This window comes from Paenibacillus sp. 4624 (assembly GCF_050435065.1).
GTDB lineage: Bacteria > Bacillota > Bacilli > Paenibacillales > Paenibacillaceae > Paenibacillus > Paenibacillus amylolyticus_D.
On the sequence record NZ_JBNDJR010000013.1, the window covers coordinates 26,699 to 44,011 of the forward strand.

At 45.8% G+C, this 17,313-nt stretch carries 16 protein-coding genes and 1 riboswitch; of the genes, 10 read left to right on the top strand and 6 right to left on the bottom strand.

Going from position 1 to position 17,313, the window contains the following annotated elements:
- The first annotated feature begins 207 nt into the window (after positions 1–207).
- Together ABIE27_RS25350 and ABIE27_RS25355 are read left to right on the top strand one after the other, a co-directional pair.
- The gene (locus ABIE27_RS25350; RefSeq protein ID WP_123065546.1) at positions 208–411 is read left to right on the top strand and encodes a hypothetical protein; all 204 of its coding nucleotides are present in this window, start codon (positions 208–210) and stop codon (positions 409–411) included.
- Positions 412–426: 15 nt separating this feature from the next.
- The gene (locus ABIE27_RS25355; RefSeq protein WP_123065545.1) at positions 427–1,044 is read left to right on the top strand and encodes a UbiD family decarboxylase; all 618 of its coding nucleotides are present in this window, start codon (positions 427–429) and stop codon (positions 1,042–1,044) included.
- Positions 1,045–1,115: 71 nt separating this feature from the next.
- Here the strand turns inward: ABIE27_RS25355 and serS are convergent, their stop codons facing one another.
- Positions 1,116–2,414 (bottom strand): serine--tRNA ligase, encoded by a 1,299-nt coding sequence (serS, locus tag ABIE27_RS25360; protein ID WP_123065544.1) that lies wholly within the window; start codon positions 2,412–2,414, stop codon positions 1,116–1,118.
- 713 nt (positions 2,415–3,127) lie between these two features.
- Between serS and ABIE27_RS25365 the strand changes: the two genes are divergently transcribed.
- On the top strand, positions 3,128–3,307 hold the full coding sequence (locus ABIE27_RS25365) for a hypothetical protein (protein WP_123065542.1): 180 nt from the start codon (positions 3,128–3,130) through the stop codon (positions 3,305–3,307).
- A gap of 54 nt (positions 3,308–3,361) precedes the next feature.
- Here ABIE27_RS25365 and ABIE27_RS25370 read toward each other — a convergent pair whose 3' ends face one another.
- Complete coding sequence (locus tag ABIE27_RS25370) at positions 3,362–3,877, bottom strand: hypothetical protein (RefSeq protein WP_429351887.1); 516 nt, start codon at positions 3,875–3,877, stop codon at positions 3,362–3,364.
- 120 nt (positions 3,878–3,997) lie between these two features.
- Positions 3,998–4,110: riboswitch (TPP riboswitch) on the top strand.
- A 215-nt stretch (positions 4,111–4,325) separates the two neighbouring features.
- Here ABIE27_RS25370 and ABIE27_RS25375 point away from each other — a divergent pair.
- From ABIE27_RS25375 to ABIE27_RS25405, 7 genes are all read left to right on the top strand, one after another.
- Positions 4,326–5,366, top strand: coding sequence for an ABC transporter substrate-binding protein (locus ABIE27_RS25375; protein WP_123065541.1), 1,041 nt, complete (start codon positions 4,326–4,328; stop codon positions 5,364–5,366).
- 594 nt (positions 5,367–5,960) lie between these two features.
- Positions 5,961–6,251 carry an MTH1187 family thiamine-binding protein gene (locus ABIE27_RS25380; protein WP_123065540.1) on the top strand — a complete coding sequence of 97 codons (291 nt, stop codon included), beginning with the start codon at positions 5,961–5,963 and terminating at the stop codon, positions 6,249–6,251.
- Positions 6,251–7,009, top strand: a complete 759-nt coding sequence (locus ABIE27_RS25385; RefSeq protein WP_123065539.1) for an ABC transporter permease — start codon at positions 6,251–6,253, stop codon at positions 7,007–7,009. Before ABIE27_RS25380 ends, ABIE27_RS25385 begins: the two co-directional genes overlap by 1 nt.
- A 299-nt stretch (positions 7,010–7,308) precedes the next feature.
- Positions 7,309–8,079 carry an ABC transporter ATP-binding protein gene (locus ABIE27_RS25390; protein WP_429351888.1) on the top strand — a complete coding sequence of 257 codons (771 nt, stop codon included), beginning with the start codon at positions 7,309–7,311 and terminating at the stop codon, positions 8,077–8,079.
- Between the two features lie 105 nt (positions 8,080–8,184).
- Positions 8,185–8,994, top strand: coding sequence for a TatD family hydrolase (locus ABIE27_RS25395; RefSeq protein ID WP_123065538.1), 810 nt, complete (start codon positions 8,185–8,187; stop codon positions 8,992–8,994).
- A gap of 414 nt (positions 8,995–9,408) precedes the next feature.
- Positions 9,409–10,353 carry a hypothetical protein gene (locus ABIE27_RS25400; protein ID WP_123065537.1) on the top strand — a complete coding sequence of 315 codons (945 nt, stop codon included), beginning with the start codon at positions 9,409–9,411 and terminating at the stop codon, positions 10,351–10,353.
- Between the two features lie 13 nt (positions 10,354–10,366).
- A complete protein-coding gene (locus ABIE27_RS25405) occupies positions 10,367–11,005 on the top strand; it encodes a hypothetical protein (protein WP_123065536.1) in 639 nt (212 codons plus the stop codon).
- A gap of 664 nt (positions 11,006–11,669) precedes the next feature.
- Here ABIE27_RS25405 and nfsA read toward each other — a convergent pair.
- The 4 genes from nfsA to ABIE27_RS25425 all read right to left on the bottom strand — a co-directional run bounded on the left by nfsA (position 11,670) and on the right by ABIE27_RS25425 (position 17,133).
- On the bottom strand, positions 11,670–12,413 hold the full coding sequence (nfsA, locus tag ABIE27_RS25410; RefSeq protein ID WP_123065535.1) for an oxygen-insensitive NADPH nitroreductase: 744 nt from the start codon (positions 12,411–12,413) through the stop codon (positions 11,670–11,672).
- Entirely contained in the window at positions 12,406–13,002 is a 597-nt protein-coding gene (locus ABIE27_RS25415; RefSeq protein ID WP_123065534.1) for a TetR family transcriptional regulator, read from the bottom strand. Before ABIE27_RS25415 ends, nfsA begins: the two co-directional genes overlap by 8 nt.
- Before the next feature lie 158 nt (positions 13,003–13,160).
- Positions 13,161–14,321, bottom strand: coding sequence for a YhgE/Pip domain-containing protein (locus tag ABIE27_RS25420; protein ID WP_123065533.1), 1,161 nt, complete (start codon positions 14,319–14,321; stop codon positions 13,161–13,163).
- Between the two features lie 304 nt (positions 14,322–14,625).
- On the bottom strand, positions 14,626–17,133 hold the full coding sequence (locus tag ABIE27_RS25425) for a heavy metal translocating P-type ATPase (protein ID WP_123065641.1): 2,508 nt from the start codon (positions 17,131–17,133) through the stop codon (positions 14,626–14,628).
- Positions 17,134–17,313: the final 180 nt, after the last annotated feature.

Consider the following 17,313-nt stretch of genomic DNA (forward strand, 5'->3'; position numbering starts at 1 on the left):
AGCCTCATTCTCCCATCATGCAACCGTTTAATTTCTTCTTTCGCCTAATATTTTACTGTCTATTATACTTTATATCGGACATTGGATGGTTAAAGTTAAATGACAAGTACAAGGATAGGTAGAACCATTTTATGATTTTCATTGTATAATATATATAAGCGACGAAATACTGTTCTAATAAAGCTGACCAAGTGAGGTGAGGCATGTATGATCGAAAAGAATCTGCTGGACGTGGTCGCTGTCACCAATAATCGCAAACGCATGAGAACCATTTCCACTTCAACATCCACGAAGGTACGCTCAGAAGATGAGATGGTCTTACTGATGAGAACGGCCCGCAATCGTTTTGAAAAGGCATTGCAATCCGGAAAAATCGAAATTATTAACGAGCTTGAATGGAAGCTGCGTTAAGAATACAGGTGAATCATGGATCGTATAAAAACACCAGAAATTCAGAAAAAAATTCAATGGGCTAAAGAAAAGCTTATTGAACTTGCAGGCGATGTATCCAGAAGAGAACTTAAAGAATTCTATGTCATGGGGATCATAACTCCTATACTTGATGAACTAGATGCAGATCCAGCAATCATTGTTGGTGGACATGCCGTTGAACTATATACATCTGGAAGCTATAAGACAGCTGATGTTGATCTTGTAATGATCCGAGATGATTTAGCACGAGCCCTATTTGATGAACTAGGTTTCGTCCGAGAAGGAAGGCATTACTATGTATCTGAGATGGATATACCAATTGAAATCCCTTCGGATACACTTGAGGGTTCGAAAGAAAAAATAATCAAATTAAACACACCAGAAGGTTATTGTTATGTGATTGGAATAGATGATCTGATCCTAGATCGATTAAGAGCAGCCGAGTTCTGGTCTGATGCCCGTAGCCTGGAATGGGCTCGTTACCTCATGTATAGCCAATTCGATAACATTGACCTGACATATATAAGGAATACGGTAAACATAGAAAATATCAAATTGGCATCCCGGTTTGAAAAAGAATATCAATGGGTTATTGACCATATGTTTGAATAAAGAGGAACCCGATGCGGGCTCCTCTTTATTTGCTCCTTTCATTTCATTAAGTTGAAACCACTGTATTTCTTCTATTTACCCTGCTCATGCTCTGGCAAAATCAGGCGTTCGGCCCCTGCCATATATGGACGCAAAGCTGCCGGAATATAAATGCTGCCATCTGCCTGCTGATGGTTCTCCAGTAACGGGATCAAAATACGCGGCGAAGCTACGGCTGTATTGTTGAGCGTGTGGCAGTAGACCAACTTGTCGTCTTCATCACGGCAGCGAATGTTCGAACGGCGAGCCTGAAAATCATGCAAATTCGACGACGAATGAGTTTCGCCATATGCTTCGCGGCTTGGCATCCATGTTTCGATGTCATACTGTTTGTACGTTTTCTGCGACATATCACCCGTACATACCGCCACTACACGATAAGGCAATTCAAGCTGTTGCAGCAATTCCTCCGCATGTCCCGTAATTTCCTGCAGCATCCGTTCCGATTCAGCCGCATCCGGCGCACACAGGATGACCTGCTCTACTTTGGCAAATTGATGTACACGGTACAAGCCTCGTACATCCCGTCCTCCCGAGCCTACTTCACTGCGGAAACACGTCGATACTGCGGCCAGCTTCACGGGTTCTTTCACATCAATTACTTCATCTGCGTAATACGAAACCAGCGGTACTTCCGATGTGCCAACCAGCCATTTGTTCTCTCCTTGCAACTCATACACCTGATCCCGGCCTGTCGGGAAAAATCCGGTGTTCACCAAAGTACCCTCCCTGACCATGAGCGGAACCTCCAGCGGGGTGAATCCCTGCTTCAGCAACAGGTCCAGTGCAAGTTGCTGTACCGCCCGGTGTAACAGCAAACCTGCTCCCTTCAATACATAGCTTCGCGTTCCACCGATTTTCACGCCGCGTGGAATGTCGATCAGTTCGTGCATCTCCCCCAGCTCGACATGATCTCTGAACTGGTAGTCAAACACAGGTAGCTCCCCAACTCGCCTTAGCTCTACATTATCTTCATCCGACAAGCCCACAGGTGTATCTGGCGACACAATATTGGGTACCAGCCATTGTAGTCTGGTCACTTCCTCCTGCACTGATGCCAGCTTTGCTTCCTCTTGCTCCAGCTGTTCATTCAATTGTTTTACCTGTGCCCGCATCTTCTCTGCTTGCTCACGCTCACCCGACTGCATTAGCTTCCCGATCTCAGCCGACAGCGTATTGCGCAGACGACGCGCTTCTTCCGTTTGTTGCAAAAGCAATTTACGCTCGTCATCCCGCTGTAGTAACACAGCAATATCAACCTTAATCTTCTTCCCGTCTGCCGCCGCCTGTACCTCTTCTGCATGTGCCCGAACCCACTTCATGTCTAACATGGTCACCGTCTCCTTTGGCTAAAAAAATACAAAGAGCGCCCTCATCCCTTGGGACGAGGAGCGCTCTGCTCGCGGTGCCACCCAACTTGCCGAATCGGTTCAAATCTCCTGATTCAGCCTCTTGGTCCGCGATAACGGGCGGTTCCGGTTAACTTGGGAAAGTTTTAATTCGCTCCCTGGCGAAAACGCCTCCGAGTTGGATTCTCTTCAACGGCATGATCCGATCTGTAATTGTGTTTCTCAGTATATACGAAGACGGAACAACATTGCAACTGCTAGATGCCCAATTTTAATAAAAAATGAAGCTTCCTTTTTTATCACGTTTGTCCAAACTCTAAGCCGTTACAGTTCCCTCTTACGTATCTTTCCAAAGCTGGATCAAGTAAAATTGAAATAACTTCTAAGACAACAAGGAGTGATTGCATGTTTTACTTCATCATCTTTCTGCTCATTAGCATATTCGGGTTCGTCTTTGGAACCAGGGCCCTGCTCATACCGAATTCTTGGCCATTCAATCGTAATAAAGGCGATTTACTTCAATCGGACATCGTCAGTATTAAATTTAGAGGTGTTCTCCTTCTTGCGATTAGCATCGTGATGGCTTTAGCCTCGATTAAACAATTAGTCGAGTAATCATTTATCAAGATTTACAGTGTCTCAGTAAACAGAACGCACTATGGTAAAATCAGTATATTGAAGGGAGGGGTTGCTTCATGAATATGGAACCCAACCAACTGAATACACCCCAAGGCGAAGCCGCCAAACAAAGAGCAGATGAACTTGCCCGCCAAGCTCAGCGAGGCACATGGTTGAGTGGAGTTTTCACCACGATCATTATTGCTGCTGTGATTATTGGTATTTTATTTTGGATCGCTTACGGTAGAACTTCTTAAATCATAGGATTGCCCAGGAAATACTTTTGTCATAATGGACTGCGATACGATGATTTAAACCGACACAACGGCTGCTGGTCCCTTGAACAACTTGCCAAATACATAACGCACTAGCGGCCCTAATACAATCAACTGATACGGCAATGCCAGACCGAAGTTACGTACAATCGTATGAAGATAAGCGTTGATTACGGAATCTCCTTCTAGCTGACCTGCAGTATAGGCAGTAATGATGCCATATAAAGACATAAGCAAAACCATGCCGATCACCATGAAAAAGGACATCGTAACTACACCTTTGATTTTACTCGACCTCGCAAATGAGAAGGAAAATGTAATTTTTCTCGCTATCGGCCCCACGATAAACGATTCCACAAAAAAGGCAATAACAAAACAAAGCACAAATTGGAGAAATAGCTGCATGACGGACATCTGACCTAGCATGCCTGTATGCCATAGATTGAAGGTCATCATTACTACGACCATTCCTGTACACATCATAAGTCCAAAAACAACTTGTTCTTTCTTGCTAACTGGCAATATACTCATCCTTTCTGTAACTTGGATCATTATAGACAATCGGGCTCCCCTCACATAAGTGAACATTTTGTGAAAACTTTTTTAGTCCAACTCATGTAGACACAATCCTGTCCCTGGCCTATAATTACATCTAGTAATGCCCGTAACTTCATAGTTTCCCAGGGGAGTCGGAATTGGCCGGCTGAGAGTGTATCCCATCAAGATACTAACCCTTAGACCTGATCTGGATCATGCCAGCGTAGGAATCGGAGTATATTGGAACGGCACAGCTATAAGCTGAATGCCACTCTCTCACGCCTGCACGCGTCCCGGATTACGGGGCGCTTTTTTTGTTTTCTTTTGACAAGCAGAAACAGAAAAATGACGTTATTCGGATAACCCGCGAGTATAAATCTGTCGATTTATGCAAAAGGATTGGATATGAAGCCAAGGAGTACCCCGTGCCATCCGGCCGGACATAACGAAGGAGAGAATCACGATGAATTGGCGTAAAACGATGGGAATGTTGCTCATGTGTGTGCTACTAGTTACCGTGGCTGCATGTGGTGGCAAAGAAGCCGCTCCAGCAGAGCAGCAAGGTGCGACTGGTTCGGCGCAAACCAATGAGGAGAGCAGCACTGCACTGAAAGATGTGAAGGTTGTGCTCGACTGGACTCCAAATACGAATCATACCGGTCTGTATGCAGCGGTGGACCAAGGTTTTTATAAAGCAGCAGGTTTAAATGTGGAGATTGTACAGCCAGGAGCCGGTGGTGCAGATACGATGGTTGCCTCGGGTGAGGTACCGTTTGGCGTCAGTTATCAGGAAAGTGTCACTCAGGCACGTACGCAGGACGTTCCACTTGTGTCGATTGCCGCAGTTATTCAGCATAATACTTCTGGTTTTGCCGCTCCAGTAGATCGCAAGATCAAATCACCTAAAGACTTTGAAGGTAAAACTTATGGCGGCTGGGGTTCCCCGGTAGAAGAAGCGGTGATGCAATCCATTATGGAGGGCGAAGGTGCTGACGTATCCAAAGTCAAAAAGATTAACATGGGCGATGCCGACTTCTTCACAGCTGTGAAACGGGACATCGACTTTGCCTGGATTTTCTATGCCTGGACGGGAATTGAGGCGGAATTACGCGGAGAACCGATTGACATGTTATATGTAAAAGATTATGCCAAAGCGCTGGACTATTACACCCCTGTACTTGTGACCAATGAACAGACGATTCAGAAAGACCCTGAACTGGTGAAAGCTTTCCTAAAGGCCACTTCTGAAGGATATCAATATGCGATAGATCACCCTGAAGAAGCAGCGAACATTTTGCTCAAAGCTGTTCCCGATCTGGACAAAGAATTAGTAATCGCAAGCCAAAAGTGGCTCAGCCCGAAATACAAAGATGATGCACCACGCTGGGGTGAACAAAAGGAAGAGGTATGGAAGAACTACACCGACTGGATGTTCAGCAAGAAACTGCTGGATAAAGAGATCGATGTAACGAAAGCCTACACCAACGAATTTTTACCTCAGTAATATTAAATCTAAATGTAACCATGAAATTTGTTATTTACACGTTTTGAAAGAAGAGGGCAGGAAAAAATTGGAGCGAAGCAATCACTCATAAGGTTTTCAATGGAAAGCTACCCCAGAAGCACGCTTTCTCCTGAATTTTCTTCCCACAATTCAATGGATAAGTTAACTTTTTGTACACAAGAATCGGAGAGGGCAGAACCCCTCTACAGAAGCGAAGCAGTCGCCCGCATCCCCGAATTTACTCGTCTTGATAATTAAACTATTTATTTACACAAAAACGGAGGGGACAGAAAAAACCTGAAAAAGCGGAGCTAAAAGCTTTCTGAAAGAAAGCTAGCATCGGAAGCATACGCTTCGCCTTTATCACCGGATCTTCCCCTTTGAAAAAGGGAATCAAAAAAATCTGGGGATAACAGCGATTGAAAGGTTATTCTGTCATCGAAGTGTCCGTGTAAACATTGAAAAATTTTTATAAGATGGACTTAAAAATTCGGGGATAACAGCGATCTAAAGAGGGGACTGCAATCAAAGTGGTAACGTGTGCAATGGCGTATCAACTTATCCACCCACACCCGAAAGGAGCATGGATCTCTCATGGCAAGTACATTACTCAGCATACAGGTTATTCCCAAAACACCACACGGCGAGAGCTCCTATCCTTACGTAGACCGCGCCATTGAAGTCATTCAGCAATCCGGCCTAAAATATCAGGTTAACGCACTGGATACCACCATGGAAGGCGAACTGGATGAACTGCTGGAGGTTGTCCGCAAAATGCACGAGGTGCTTGTAGAAGCAGGCAGTCCAAGCATCATCTCCCAAATCAAAATCGCACATAGCCCGGACGGATTCAGCATGGATACACTAACGGAGAAATATCGCTAATGTCTACCTATTTCAAAAGTGTATGGCCGCCCCTCGTGGCGGTTATTCTCTTTATTGCGATTTGGCAAGGGGCCGTCTCCCTATTCCACATTGAGAAATGGATGTTGCCTGCGCCGTCCGATATTGCTCGCGAAGCAGCTTCCCAGGCTGACCGTTTGGGTATGCACGCCTCTGCAACGATTCAGCTGACCCTCATTGGATTTGTTGCCGGGACAGCGGTCGGTCTGTTCATTGCGATGGTACTGCATCTGATCCCTTTTCTCAAATCGGCCTTGTATCCACTGCTTATTCTTAGTCAAAATATCCCGACCATCGCACTCGCACCACTCCTGCTGATCTGGTTCGGCTTTGGCCTGCTGCCCAAATTGATTACCATCGTTCTTGTCTGCTTCTTCCCGGTAGCGGTCGCTGCCATGGATGGTCTAACACGCACGGATGCGGCGATGATGAACTATATGCGCATGGCAGGTGCGAATCGCCGTCATATCTTTTGGAAACTGGAGCTTCCGCATGCCCTGCCATCCATATTTTCCGGTATCAAAATTGCCGCCACCTACAGTGTCATGGGTGCTATCATTGCGGAATGGATTGGTGCCGACAAAGGCATCGGCTATTATATGATGCTACAGAAATCAGCTTACCGTACGGATCGCCTTTTTGTCGCCATCATGATCATCGTGGCGCTCAGCCTGCTGCTTTTCCTGCTCATTGCGCTATTAGAGAAGCTTCTCATTCGCTGGCGCCCACAGAAGCGTTAGTTCTGCATATCAGAGGTTAACGTAATATGTACATTAGGATGTGATTCCCTATGAAAAGATACCCGAAGGAACTGGAGCAATCCGCACAAGCTAAAAGCACACCATTCGGAGATGCCAACGCAGCTTCCGTATCTGCTCAGGCTTCCATAGCGGGATCTGCACCGCCCGCAGTATCTTCTTCCGTTTCCACATTGACGGACAGTGAAACGATCGATTCGCCTTTACGTCTGACTCACACTAAAACGAATGGTCCGGATTCCATCTCGGTTCCACCTGCGCTAGACATCGTTAACGTGCATATGTCCTTCAAGGAAAGAAGGCGGAAACTTCCTGTGTTGAACGGCTTATCCCTTACGGTGCAAAAAGGGGAGTTTGTTGCCATCGTCGGCCCTTCCGGCTGCGGCAAAAGCACCCTGTTCCACATCATCGGCGGTTTGCTCCGTCCTCAGAATGGCGAAGTGATTATGAACGGCAAGCAGGTTACGGGACAACGCGGACATATCAGCTACATGCCGCAACAACCTGCCCTTTTCCCATGGCGAACCATTGAAGACAATGTGCTGCTCGCAGGCGAGATCGCTTCTGCTACAGCGCATACCGCCCCCGTTGCTCCACGTGCCGAAGCGCTCGCCGAGGCAAGGCAGTGGCTGGGCAGCGTTGGCCTTGCAGGCTTCGAGCGGGCATACCCTCATCAGCTCTCAGGTGGAATGCAACAGCGCGTTGCTTTCCTGCGTGCATTGCTCAGCCCGCAGGAACTGATGTTACTTGATGAGCCATTTAGCGCGCTTGATGCTCTGACGCGGAGCGACATGCAGCGCTGGCTGCTGGATATCTGGGAACAGAATCGCCGCTCTGTGCTGTTCATCACCCATAATATCGAGGAAGCACTGTTGCTGGCGGACCGGGTCTATGTGTTATCCAATCGACCGGCGGCTGTGCTGCACGAGGTTCATGTTCCTTTTGATCGCCCAAGACGAGATGAAATAACAGAAGAGCCTGCCTTTCTCGAACGCAAACGGCAAATTGCCCAGTGGATGAAAGAAGAACAGCAGAAAACCCGCCTATCTTGATAGTGCGGGTTTTTTAGTTATATTTTTCCTGATATGGGTGATCCAACACCATGAACTCGGCGTTATATATATATGAATACCTACGATATAAGGAGGCTCTCCCCCATGCATTCTCCAACGTTTGCACCGTTAATCGATGCCCACATTCATTTTGATAAATACACACCGGAGGAACAGGAGAAGATGTTGCTAAGCTTACCGTCGCATCAGGTCGAAGCGGTCATTACAGTTTCCATGAACCTGGCTTCTGCTCAGGCCAATCTGGAACTTGCTAAAAAGCATGCGCGTTACATCTACCCGGCGTTTGGCTATCATCCCGAACAGCAGCTCCCCTCCCTCAACGAGCAGGAAAAGTTCTTTCTTTGGATTGAAGAACACATTGGACATGCTATTGCCATCGGTGAGATAGGCTTGCCTTATTACAGCCGTGAAGAAGCAGGGCATGCAGGCCTTAGCTTTGACCAAAGCGGATATATTGATCTGCTGGAGCAGTTCATCATACTCGCCAAAAAACACCATAAACCCATCATCCTGCATGCTGTGTATGAGGATGCCGATATAGCCTGCGAACTGCTGGAGAAACATCAGTTTACACGCGCCCATTTCCACTGGTTCAAAGGATCAAAGCAGACCATTCGGCGTATGGCAAACAACGGGTATTACATCTCCTTCACACCCGATATTCTATACGAGACGGAGATCCGTGAGCTTGCAAGGCAATATCCGGCAGAGCAAGTGATGGCCGAGACCGATGGACCTTGGCCCTTCGAAGGGCCGTTTCAAGGCAAGATGACACATCCGGCTATGACACGTCAGGTGATTCAGGCCTGGAGTGAGATTACCGGTATGGGAATCGAGCGAGCTGCACGTCTTTTTTACCGAAACACCAAGCGCTTTTATCGCCTGCCGGAGTAAGAGAAGAAGAAACATGATATTTTATAGATCTTCGTATGCAATTATTAAACCTCATTGCAAGCATAACCCACTGTGTAGGTCATCACCTTCCATAGTGGGTTTATTTTTTACATTAGCTTCGTTTGAAAATAAGATCAAAATTGTGCAAGAAATCAGCATTTTTTATACCATATATGCTTTAATTTGCACTGTTAAACCAAGTGAAAGGAGCAATTCATACTAGTTTTTAAAATATATTCAAATCTTTTTCGTTCATTTTCTACAAATTTCGTCAAAGATTCTTTGATCATACTGACAAAAAAATTGAACATATAGGTATTTTTTCTCTTTTTCTACACCGTGTATTGATAAATTTTGGATTTTAACCTATATTCTACTTTGTAAATACAACACATTCAACAGGAGGAAAAACTTATGGCTTTTTATCGCAATAAATTGTTTTGCTCTTTTTTAGTATTTTTGTTTGTATTATCTCCAATTATCTCTGTCTCACCAGTAAACGCTGCTACTGTTCAAGAGATTGATTTGAGATCAGAAGGGTATCCTGGTAATTATAAAGAAAACTCAAGAAGTAGTGATAAATTTGTTACTTTATCTCCAACAGTTACGAGTTATAGGCTCCATTTTAATAGAATTGCTTTAGCTAACGGAGATCGAGTATCCGTATCTTCTTCTTACAGTAAGACAACTCAAGAAGCTGGTACTATCTACTACTCTGCTGGCGGAGGATACACCACTGATGTTTGGACACCTTGGATAACGGGACCAGCTTACGTAAACCTCATTGTAAACAATGATGGTCAAACAAGCACCGGTTATCTTATTGACAAAATTGAGTTCAATGGGTCATCATCACCACTCACTAATTCAAGTGCATTTTTCCCTAACTCATTCACTTCTGTGAGTAATATTTCCGTTTACCAGTCACCTTCGGTCTCTACGTATGGGTATTCTTCCTATGTCTCAACAGCATTAAACCAGCTGAAAAATATATCAAATGCAAACATTGGTTTCACTAACTCATCATCTACTGCAGCCCAAGTCAGGATTTCTGCAAACAATAGCCGTGATATAGATTACTTTGCAATTGTGCAAGCATACGATTCAAGTGGAAAACCCATAGATGAATTGGGGACAAAAACTTGGAGCTACGCAACAATGGTTCTTAATCATGGCGTCATGACAGCTTGGGGATTTAATGCAAATAACAAACAAGGAACGGTAACTCACGAAACAGGGCATCTTGTTTCTATGAAGCACCAGGAAAACTATGATGTAAATTCCATCATGCAAAAAGGGAAGAAGAATATTACATCATTCACTCCACTCGATATTGCCAATATTCAATACAGATGGTAAGGAGGAATTAAATATGAATATTAATAAAAGTATAAAGATAACTATTCTTTTCACGTTGGTTGCTTTTACAGTTGTGGCTTATACGCTTTATGCTCCAGAAAATAGTGAGGCAGCTACAGCTGTTCAAAGTGAGAAAAAGGTTTATTCAGCTCATGCAGACTACCCTGTTGTCAATAACGTGAATGAGCTCGAAGAACATGCAGATCTTATTGTTTCTGGAAAGTACACTGGTAACCGAAACGAATACTTCCAAACTGACGATCAAGGTGAAGTCGTTGTTAAGGCGAGCAAATCAGAATTTCAAATCGAGCAAGTTTACAAGGGAAAACAACCAGAGAGTGTCATCACCGTAGTGGAGCCTGCTTATGAAGATGAAGAGGCTGTATACACAATCGAAGGATATAACTTAATGAACAATCTTGATAACTATGTTCTTTTCCTAGCTGCTACTGATACTGGAACTTATCGGATCGTAGGAATGTATCAAGGTCAGTATCAAATTGATACCAATTCTAGTGTACAGAGCCTTGCTAGAAACAGTATTGAAACAGTTCATTTTGAAGATGAACAAATAGATCATTACTCTTCCTTAAAAAAACAAGTATTTGAATTTTTAATAGAGGAGAATAATCAATCTACTAGTGCTCAATAATTTTCATTAATAACATAGGTAAACAGAAGCTCTCTGTTTAAAATATTGAAGGGTGAGTTTCAAGTACTTGCCATAGAGAGAACAAAAAAACAGCGAACACTGGTAATCCTGATGTTCGCTGTTTTTTTAATTATTTCGTGATCGTTCGAATCGTAGATCCTTGCTTGCGCACCCATATAACCAACAGGAATCTCCTCAGAAGAATTTTTTCTAGCAATTGTGGTGTAAGCATAATATGGGGCAGATGAAGAGTCGCTAGACTGAGAATAGTTCTTGTTTGTCTGAGTTGGCCGCACTTGCGTAGGGTAAGTTTAATGAACCAACTAAACAAACTGTTAGGAGCACCCTAGAAAATCCGACGAATAAATTTTTCAGAAGATTCTCTCCATTCAAAAGTAAGATACTAGTAGGATTGTTACGATGTATACAAATAAGTATGAAGTATGTCTATTACGCAGATTCTCTAGGATGTAAAAACTATTCAGTTGTTGTAATCTCAAATTGACCAATAACTGTTTTGCCATCTTTGTCATACAGGGGTATTCGTTGATTACCTTTTTCTTTTTCCATCTGATGTTTCACTGCCTCCTCATAAATTTAATAGGAATTACATTCGATATATACCAGTGTAAGAGATGGTGGTTCCACTAAATACTCAGAATGATTACCGCTTCATAAACCCTCTGCGTTCAAGGAATGCTCTCACCTGCAAACGTGCTGGCTCGGTAAGACGTTTCGCCATGAGTTCAGACCACGGGGTTGTACGCTCACCGTGGGTACGTTCTTTCAAGTATTCTGTCGTGGTCACATCATACTCTTGAACACCTTCCAAGGTCTGGGCAGGCTGGTAGCGGTTATGATGTAATACGGCTTTCATTGGAAGACGTGGCCGAATGCCCGTTTCCTGATCTGCAACCCCAATACACATCCCGTATACCGGATATACACCATCCGGTAATTCGAGTAGGTCTGCCACTTCTTCAATCCGAGTACGAAGTCCGCCGATATATACAATGCCAAAACCGAGCGATTCGGCAGCAAGAGCAGCATTCTGAGAAGCCAGTGCAGCATCAATCGTAGCAACCATAAAATTCTCGGTGGAGTCCGCATAAGACTCCTTCTCTGGAAGGTGACGTGCCGCTGCATCCTTCAATCGAAACAGGTCAGCACACCATACGAGAAAGACCGGACATTCATTGACGTAAGCCTGGCCCCCGGCAAGTTCAGCCAGTTTGGCTTTCTGCTCTTGATCTGTCACAGCGATCACGGAATACGCCTGTACGTTGCTTGAAGAGGATGCCATCTGTCCCGCCGCAACAATAGCTGCGAGTTGCTCCTCACTGACCGGGTCTGGCTTGAATTTGCGTACAGAGCGGTGTCTCATCATCAGTTCAATCGTTTCATTCATGGCTGTTCACTCCTAATCCTCGAAGTACGAACTCCACCGTCTCTTCGGCAAGTTCCTCTGTATTCATATCCTGATAATCAAAACCAAAACGCGAGTGCTTGGCCCGCTTATGCGCAAGCGCTACGCCCATAACCTGAAGCATGGCATAGGATGAGGATTCGATCTTGAACAGTCCCTCATCTTTACCTTGCTGTAGATACTCTCTCACTTTATTCCAGACGGGATCTAGATATTGAAACACCGTTGCCGTCCGATGAGTACGCAGCGTAATCTCCAACTGTACAATGTCACTCATCTCGCGATCTGTCATCGTAAACCTCACGACTTCACCAACAATTCGGCGGATACCTTCTACAGGGGACATCGATTCTGTAGCCAGCTTACTCAGAATATGTTCGGGGAAAAAGTGCTCAAATAGTGCATCGAACACTTTCTCTTTACCGCCAAAATGATAAGACACCAGCGACACGTTCGCACCTGCCTCATCACAGATTTGACGAACACTCGTCCCATCATACCCTTGTAATGCAAAAAGTTTCTTCGCTGCAAGCAATATCCTTGTTTTGATATCCAATTCCGGTTCCGTCATTTGTTTCTCTCCTCTTATCCGTTCGTGTCAGTTGCTGCAGCATTTTCCCCGGACTGCAGCCCTCACTTCATCCCATCTATTATATTACACCAAGCACCCCGATGAAAATCATCGGGGTGCTTGGTACAAACGATGAAGCTTCGTAACGACTACATATATTAGCTGTTTGCTGGAGCCGGGCTTGGCATCCCAGCCGGTTTGCGACCTTTTTTGAGCAGCGTCACAACGAGGGACAATGCAACAGCAATGAGCAGTACAACAACGATGGAACCTGCGGCAGACTGCACGCCTGGGCCACCCAGTTGCACACTTAGAATACCCTGAACCGCATAGGTTGCAGGCAAGTATTGACCAATTCCGCTGTAGAAGCTGTTCAACAATTCACGCGGCACCATCGCACCGGATGACACCAGTTGCAGGGATAGCGAGATGATGTTAAACACACTTCCTGCTGGTCCAAAGCAGATCAGGAAAAACTGGGAGAAGAACATGAAGGTACACAGGAACAGTGCCTGGAACAACCAGAAGGCCACAAACCCTTGTGCAATCTGTCCACCCAGAGCCACAATCAGAGAAGATCCCAGCAAGGAAACAACCAGCGCAGAACCTACATTAATGATGACCCGGGCACCGAACAAAGTCAGGCGAGAATACATCGAAGACAACATGCCCATAGCTACCTGAAGATTCATGCCCATAATCATGGCACCTACATAAGAGGCAAGTACCATCATCATCGGCACCATCTGATTGTTCATGCCGTTCACCGGGTTAATGGATGTCGTTTTTCCTTCTACACGGTTGGTCAGGTTCGCAGCGGCCTGAGCAGCCTGTTCCGCAGGAGCACCTGAAGCAGTCAAAACAGTTTGTACGCCTTGCGCGGAAGCTTGTTTGTTAATCGTGTTGGTCACGCTCTGTGAGACACCCTGCATCATGCTTTTAATCGTTACCGGATTGGCTTCATTAATCGTATATTTGATCTCGGCAGTGGCGCCAGCTGTTTGAAGAGCAACATTAAATCCTGCCGGAATGTCCAGCACCATGTGCACTTGATGATGGTTCAATTGATCCAGCGCTTCAGTCGCACTTAAATTCGATACGGTGTGGAAAGGCAATGTCTCTGCCAACCGATCCGCAATACCTTTGGACAGTTCACCATCTTCGTTCACAATAGCCACCGTTAATTCTTTCGTCCGGTCATTTACACCGGAATATGCAGTCATCCAGATTACACTAAAAATAACCTGAAACATCAGTGCAGTAACAATGCCTATGATCACTGGTGGTTTTTTAAACAATGTACGTAGAGCTTGCAGCATATAATTATGTTCCTCCATTTTCAAAATAGTTCAAATTTGATTTAAACATCCGTTTGAATCAAACGATCGTTTAAATTTTAAAGGCATATGTCTATATTGTCAACATACTTTCGTAATATTCAGAAAAGTTCAACGTATTTTCATGAATGAAGCTGGGTTTATTTTCATGAATGTCAATCTTGGTTGGCTTATGACCACTTTTGCGTAAAAAATACGCGGTTCGCCGTGAAGCGAGCCGCGCATTTAACGGATCATTCATTGATCTATTACATAGCTCTTCTTACCCATATGTTAGTCTCTTATCTTATGACTTCGTTCGAGCAAGCTTCATCCGCTGCAAACGCAGGGCATTCAGTACCACCGAAACCGAGCTGAATGCCATTGCAGCACCTGCCAGCCACGGAGCCAGAAATCCTGCGGCTGCGATCGGTATGCCAATCACATTATATCCAAGCGCCCAGAACAGGTTCTGCTTGATATTGCCCATCGTGCGGCGGCTCATCTCGATTGCATCTGCAATGCTGTTCAAGTCACCACGCATCAACGTAATATCTGCCGCTTCCATCGCTACGTCGGTTCCGGTTCCAATCGCCATGCCGATATCGGCTGTAGCCAGTGCCGGGGCATCGTTGATACCGTCTCCGACCATCGCCACCTTTCGGCCACTCTCTTGCAACTTTTTCACTTCGGATGCCTTGCCTTCCGGGAGAACTTCTGCCAAAACGTTCTGGATGCCCGCTTGCTCTGCTACCGCACGAGCTGTCCGTTCATTGTCTCCCGTAATCATAATGACATCGATCCCCATAGATTGAAGCCGTCCAATGGCCTCCCGAGAAGTATCCTTAATCGTATCTGCTACCGCAATGATACCCGCCCACTGGCCTTGAGCAGCAACCAGCATGGCCGTACGTCCCTGTTCCTCCAAAGCGTTCATCTGCTGTATGCTTTCCTCCGGTACATCTACGTTCGCATCTGCCAGCAAGCGGCGCGTTCCCACGAGAATCTCTTCACCAGATACCGTTGCACGAACACCGTAACCAGGGATATTCTCAAACGATTCTGTCGGTTCCAAAAGTAGACCTTTCTCCCGAATACCGCTCACAACCGCCTCGGCTAACGGATGCTCGGAGCCCTGCTCTGCCGCTCCAACACGTTTAAGCAACTCTGATTCTGTCCAGCCGGGTGCAGCAATAACATCAGTTAATACAGGCTTGCCTTGGGTAACGGTTCCTGTTTTGTCGAGCACAACCGTCTGAATCTGCTGAGCAGACTCCAGATGTTCACCGCCTTTAAACAGAATGCCATATTCCGCCGCACGACCTGATCCAGCCATGACAGAGGTCGGTGTCGCCAGCCCAAGCGCACACGGACAGGCGATAACGAGTACAGCTATCGCTTTTTCCAATGATCCGGCGAAATCTCCCGGACTTGCAAACAGATACCAAATCAAGAAGGTTAGTACGGCAATCCCCACCACAATAGGGACAAATATACCCGAGATCACATCGGCAATCCGCTGAATAGGTGCTTTTGATCCCTGCGCCTGTTCGACCACTTTAATAATTTGCGATAGAGCCGTATCTGAGCCAACTCGGGTCGCCTGAATACGAAGAACACCGTTTTTGTTCAGCGTTGCACCTGTGACCGGGTCGCCAGGCTTTTTATCTACAGGTAGACTTTCACCGCTCAGCATGGATTCATCGACAGAGGATTGACCCTCTTCTACGATACCGTCCACCGGAATGCTATCCCCAGGTTTCACCAAAACCAGATCACCAACGGCTACATAGGAAGCCGGAATCAAAACTTCCTGTCCGTCACGGATAACACGCGCTTCACGGGGAGCGAGTTCGATCAAGCTTTTGATCGCCTGTGAAGAGCGCCCTTTCGCCACAGCCTCAAACCATTTTCCAAGTAAAATCAACGTAATCAGAATCGCACTTGTCTCATAGTACAGCTCCACCATCGGCATAGCGGTAACTCCTGCAGCAGTTCCTACATCCGTTCCCATTGCACCATGATCCATACTCTGACCCATACTGGCATCAGGTAAATACCCGCTCGTGAGCGTCAGATACAGGCTGTAGAAAAAGGCGGCGCTTGTTCCAAGTGCCACAAGTACGTCCATGTTAGCACTACCATTGCGAAGCGCCTTATATGCACCTACATAGAACTGCCAACCAATCACAAATTGGACTGGTGTCGCCAGTAACAGCTGAAACCATGGGTTCAAAAACAGCTCAGGTACATAAATGCCCGAGGTAAAGGAGAAATGGGCAACCATTGCCCACAATAGCGGAATGGACAAGAGTGCGGAGATCATCCATTTCCATTTCTTACGCTGTATCTCCCGTTCCCGAACAGAGGTCGATTCCTCCTGGGTTAATTGCAATGTAGCGCCATAGCCTAGCTGCTTGATTTTGGCTGTAATATCGGACGGTTTGAGGGTACCCGCTGCATATTCAATATGCCCTGTCTCCAGCGCGAGATTAACGTTAGCTTGGGAGACACCCGGCAACCGCGACAGCCCTTTCTCAATACGTGCAGAACAGGCCGCACAGGTCATGCCCGTAATATCCAGATCGACGGATTCCGTCACTGTACCGTAGCCAAGTGCCGCGACTTTGTCCCGCAATGCGCCTACACTTGTCGTTTTGGGATCATAAGAGATGGTTGCCTGTTCGATGGCAAGGTTCACATTCGCCTGATGTACGCCTTCCATCCGGGATAACCCCTTCTCCACACGCGTAGAACATGCGGCACAGGTCATACCCGTGATGTGCAAGGTTGTCTTGAGACCCGAATTCTCCATAGGTACAGGAGTTTGTGCAGGTTCTATATTTTCAGATGCGCTCGATGTCATCATGTCAGCTCCTTTCAAATGAATTTTATACCCTATAGGGGTATATTCAGGACGGAAAATCAGGCTTAAACCGTCCCTTGTATAATCAAGTCCAACTGAGAATCAAGAGGGCTAAGCCTTTACTGCTAT

Bases quoted from the DNA above. Each gene is read 5' to 3' on its own strand.
- ABIE27_RS25370 (WP_429351887.1), bottom strand. From the start codon at position 3,877: ATGATCCAAGTTACAGAAAGGATGAGTATATTGCCAGTTAGCAAGAAA.
- ABIE27_RS25420 (WP_123065533.1), bottom strand. From the start codon at position 14,321: ATGCTGCAAGCTCTACGTACATTGTTTAAAAAACCACCAGTGATCATA.
- ABIE27_RS25425 (WP_123065641.1), bottom strand. From the start codon at position 17,133: ATGGAGAATTCGGGTCTCAAGACAACCTTGCACATCACGGGTATGACC.
- ABIE27_RS25415 (WP_123065534.1), bottom strand. From the start codon at position 13,002: ATGACGGAACCGGAATTGGATATCAAAACAAGGATATTGCTTGCAGCG.
- ABIE27_RS25400 (WP_123065537.1), top strand. From the start codon at position 9,409: ATGGCTTTTTATCGCAATAAATTGTTTTGCTCTTTTTTAGTATTTTTG.
- serS (WP_123065544.1), bottom strand. From the start codon at position 2,414: ATGTTAGACATGAAGTGGGTTCGGGCACATGCAGAAGAGGTACAGGCG.
- ABIE27_RS25365 (WP_123065542.1), top strand. From the start codon at position 3,128: ATGAATATGGAACCCAACCAACTGAATACACCCCAAGGCGAAGCCGCC.
- ABIE27_RS25380 (WP_123065540.1), top strand. From the start codon at position 5,961: ATGGCAAGTACATTACTCAGCATACAGGTTATTCCCAAAACACCACAC.
- ABIE27_RS25350 (WP_123065546.1), top strand. From the start codon at position 208: ATGATCGAAAAGAATCTGCTGGACGTGGTCGCTGTCACCAATAATCGC.
- ABIE27_RS25355 (WP_123065545.1), top strand. From the start codon at position 427: ATGGATCGTATAAAAACACCAGAAATTCAGAAAAAAATTCAATGGGCT.
- nfsA (WP_123065535.1), bottom strand. From the start codon at position 12,413: ATGAATGAAACGATTGAACTGATGATGAGACACCGCTCTGTACGCAAA.
- ABIE27_RS25390 (WP_429351888.1), top strand. From the start codon at position 7,309: ATGTCCTTCAAGGAAAGAAGGCGGAAACTTCCTGTGTTGAACGGCTTA.
- ABIE27_RS25395 (WP_123065538.1), top strand. From the start codon at position 8,185: ATGCATTCTCCAACGTTTGCACCGTTAATCGATGCCCACATTCATTTT.
- ABIE27_RS25405 (WP_123065536.1), top strand. From the start codon at position 10,367: ATGAATATTAATAAAAGTATAAAGATAACTATTCTTTTCACGTTGGTT.
- ABIE27_RS25385 (WP_123065539.1), top strand. From the start codon at position 6,251: ATGTCTACCTATTTCAAAAGTGTATGGCCGCCCCTCGTGGCGGTTATT.
- ABIE27_RS25375 (WP_123065541.1), top strand. From the start codon at position 4,326: ATGAATTGGCGTAAAACGATGGGAATGTTGCTCATGTGTGTGCTACTA.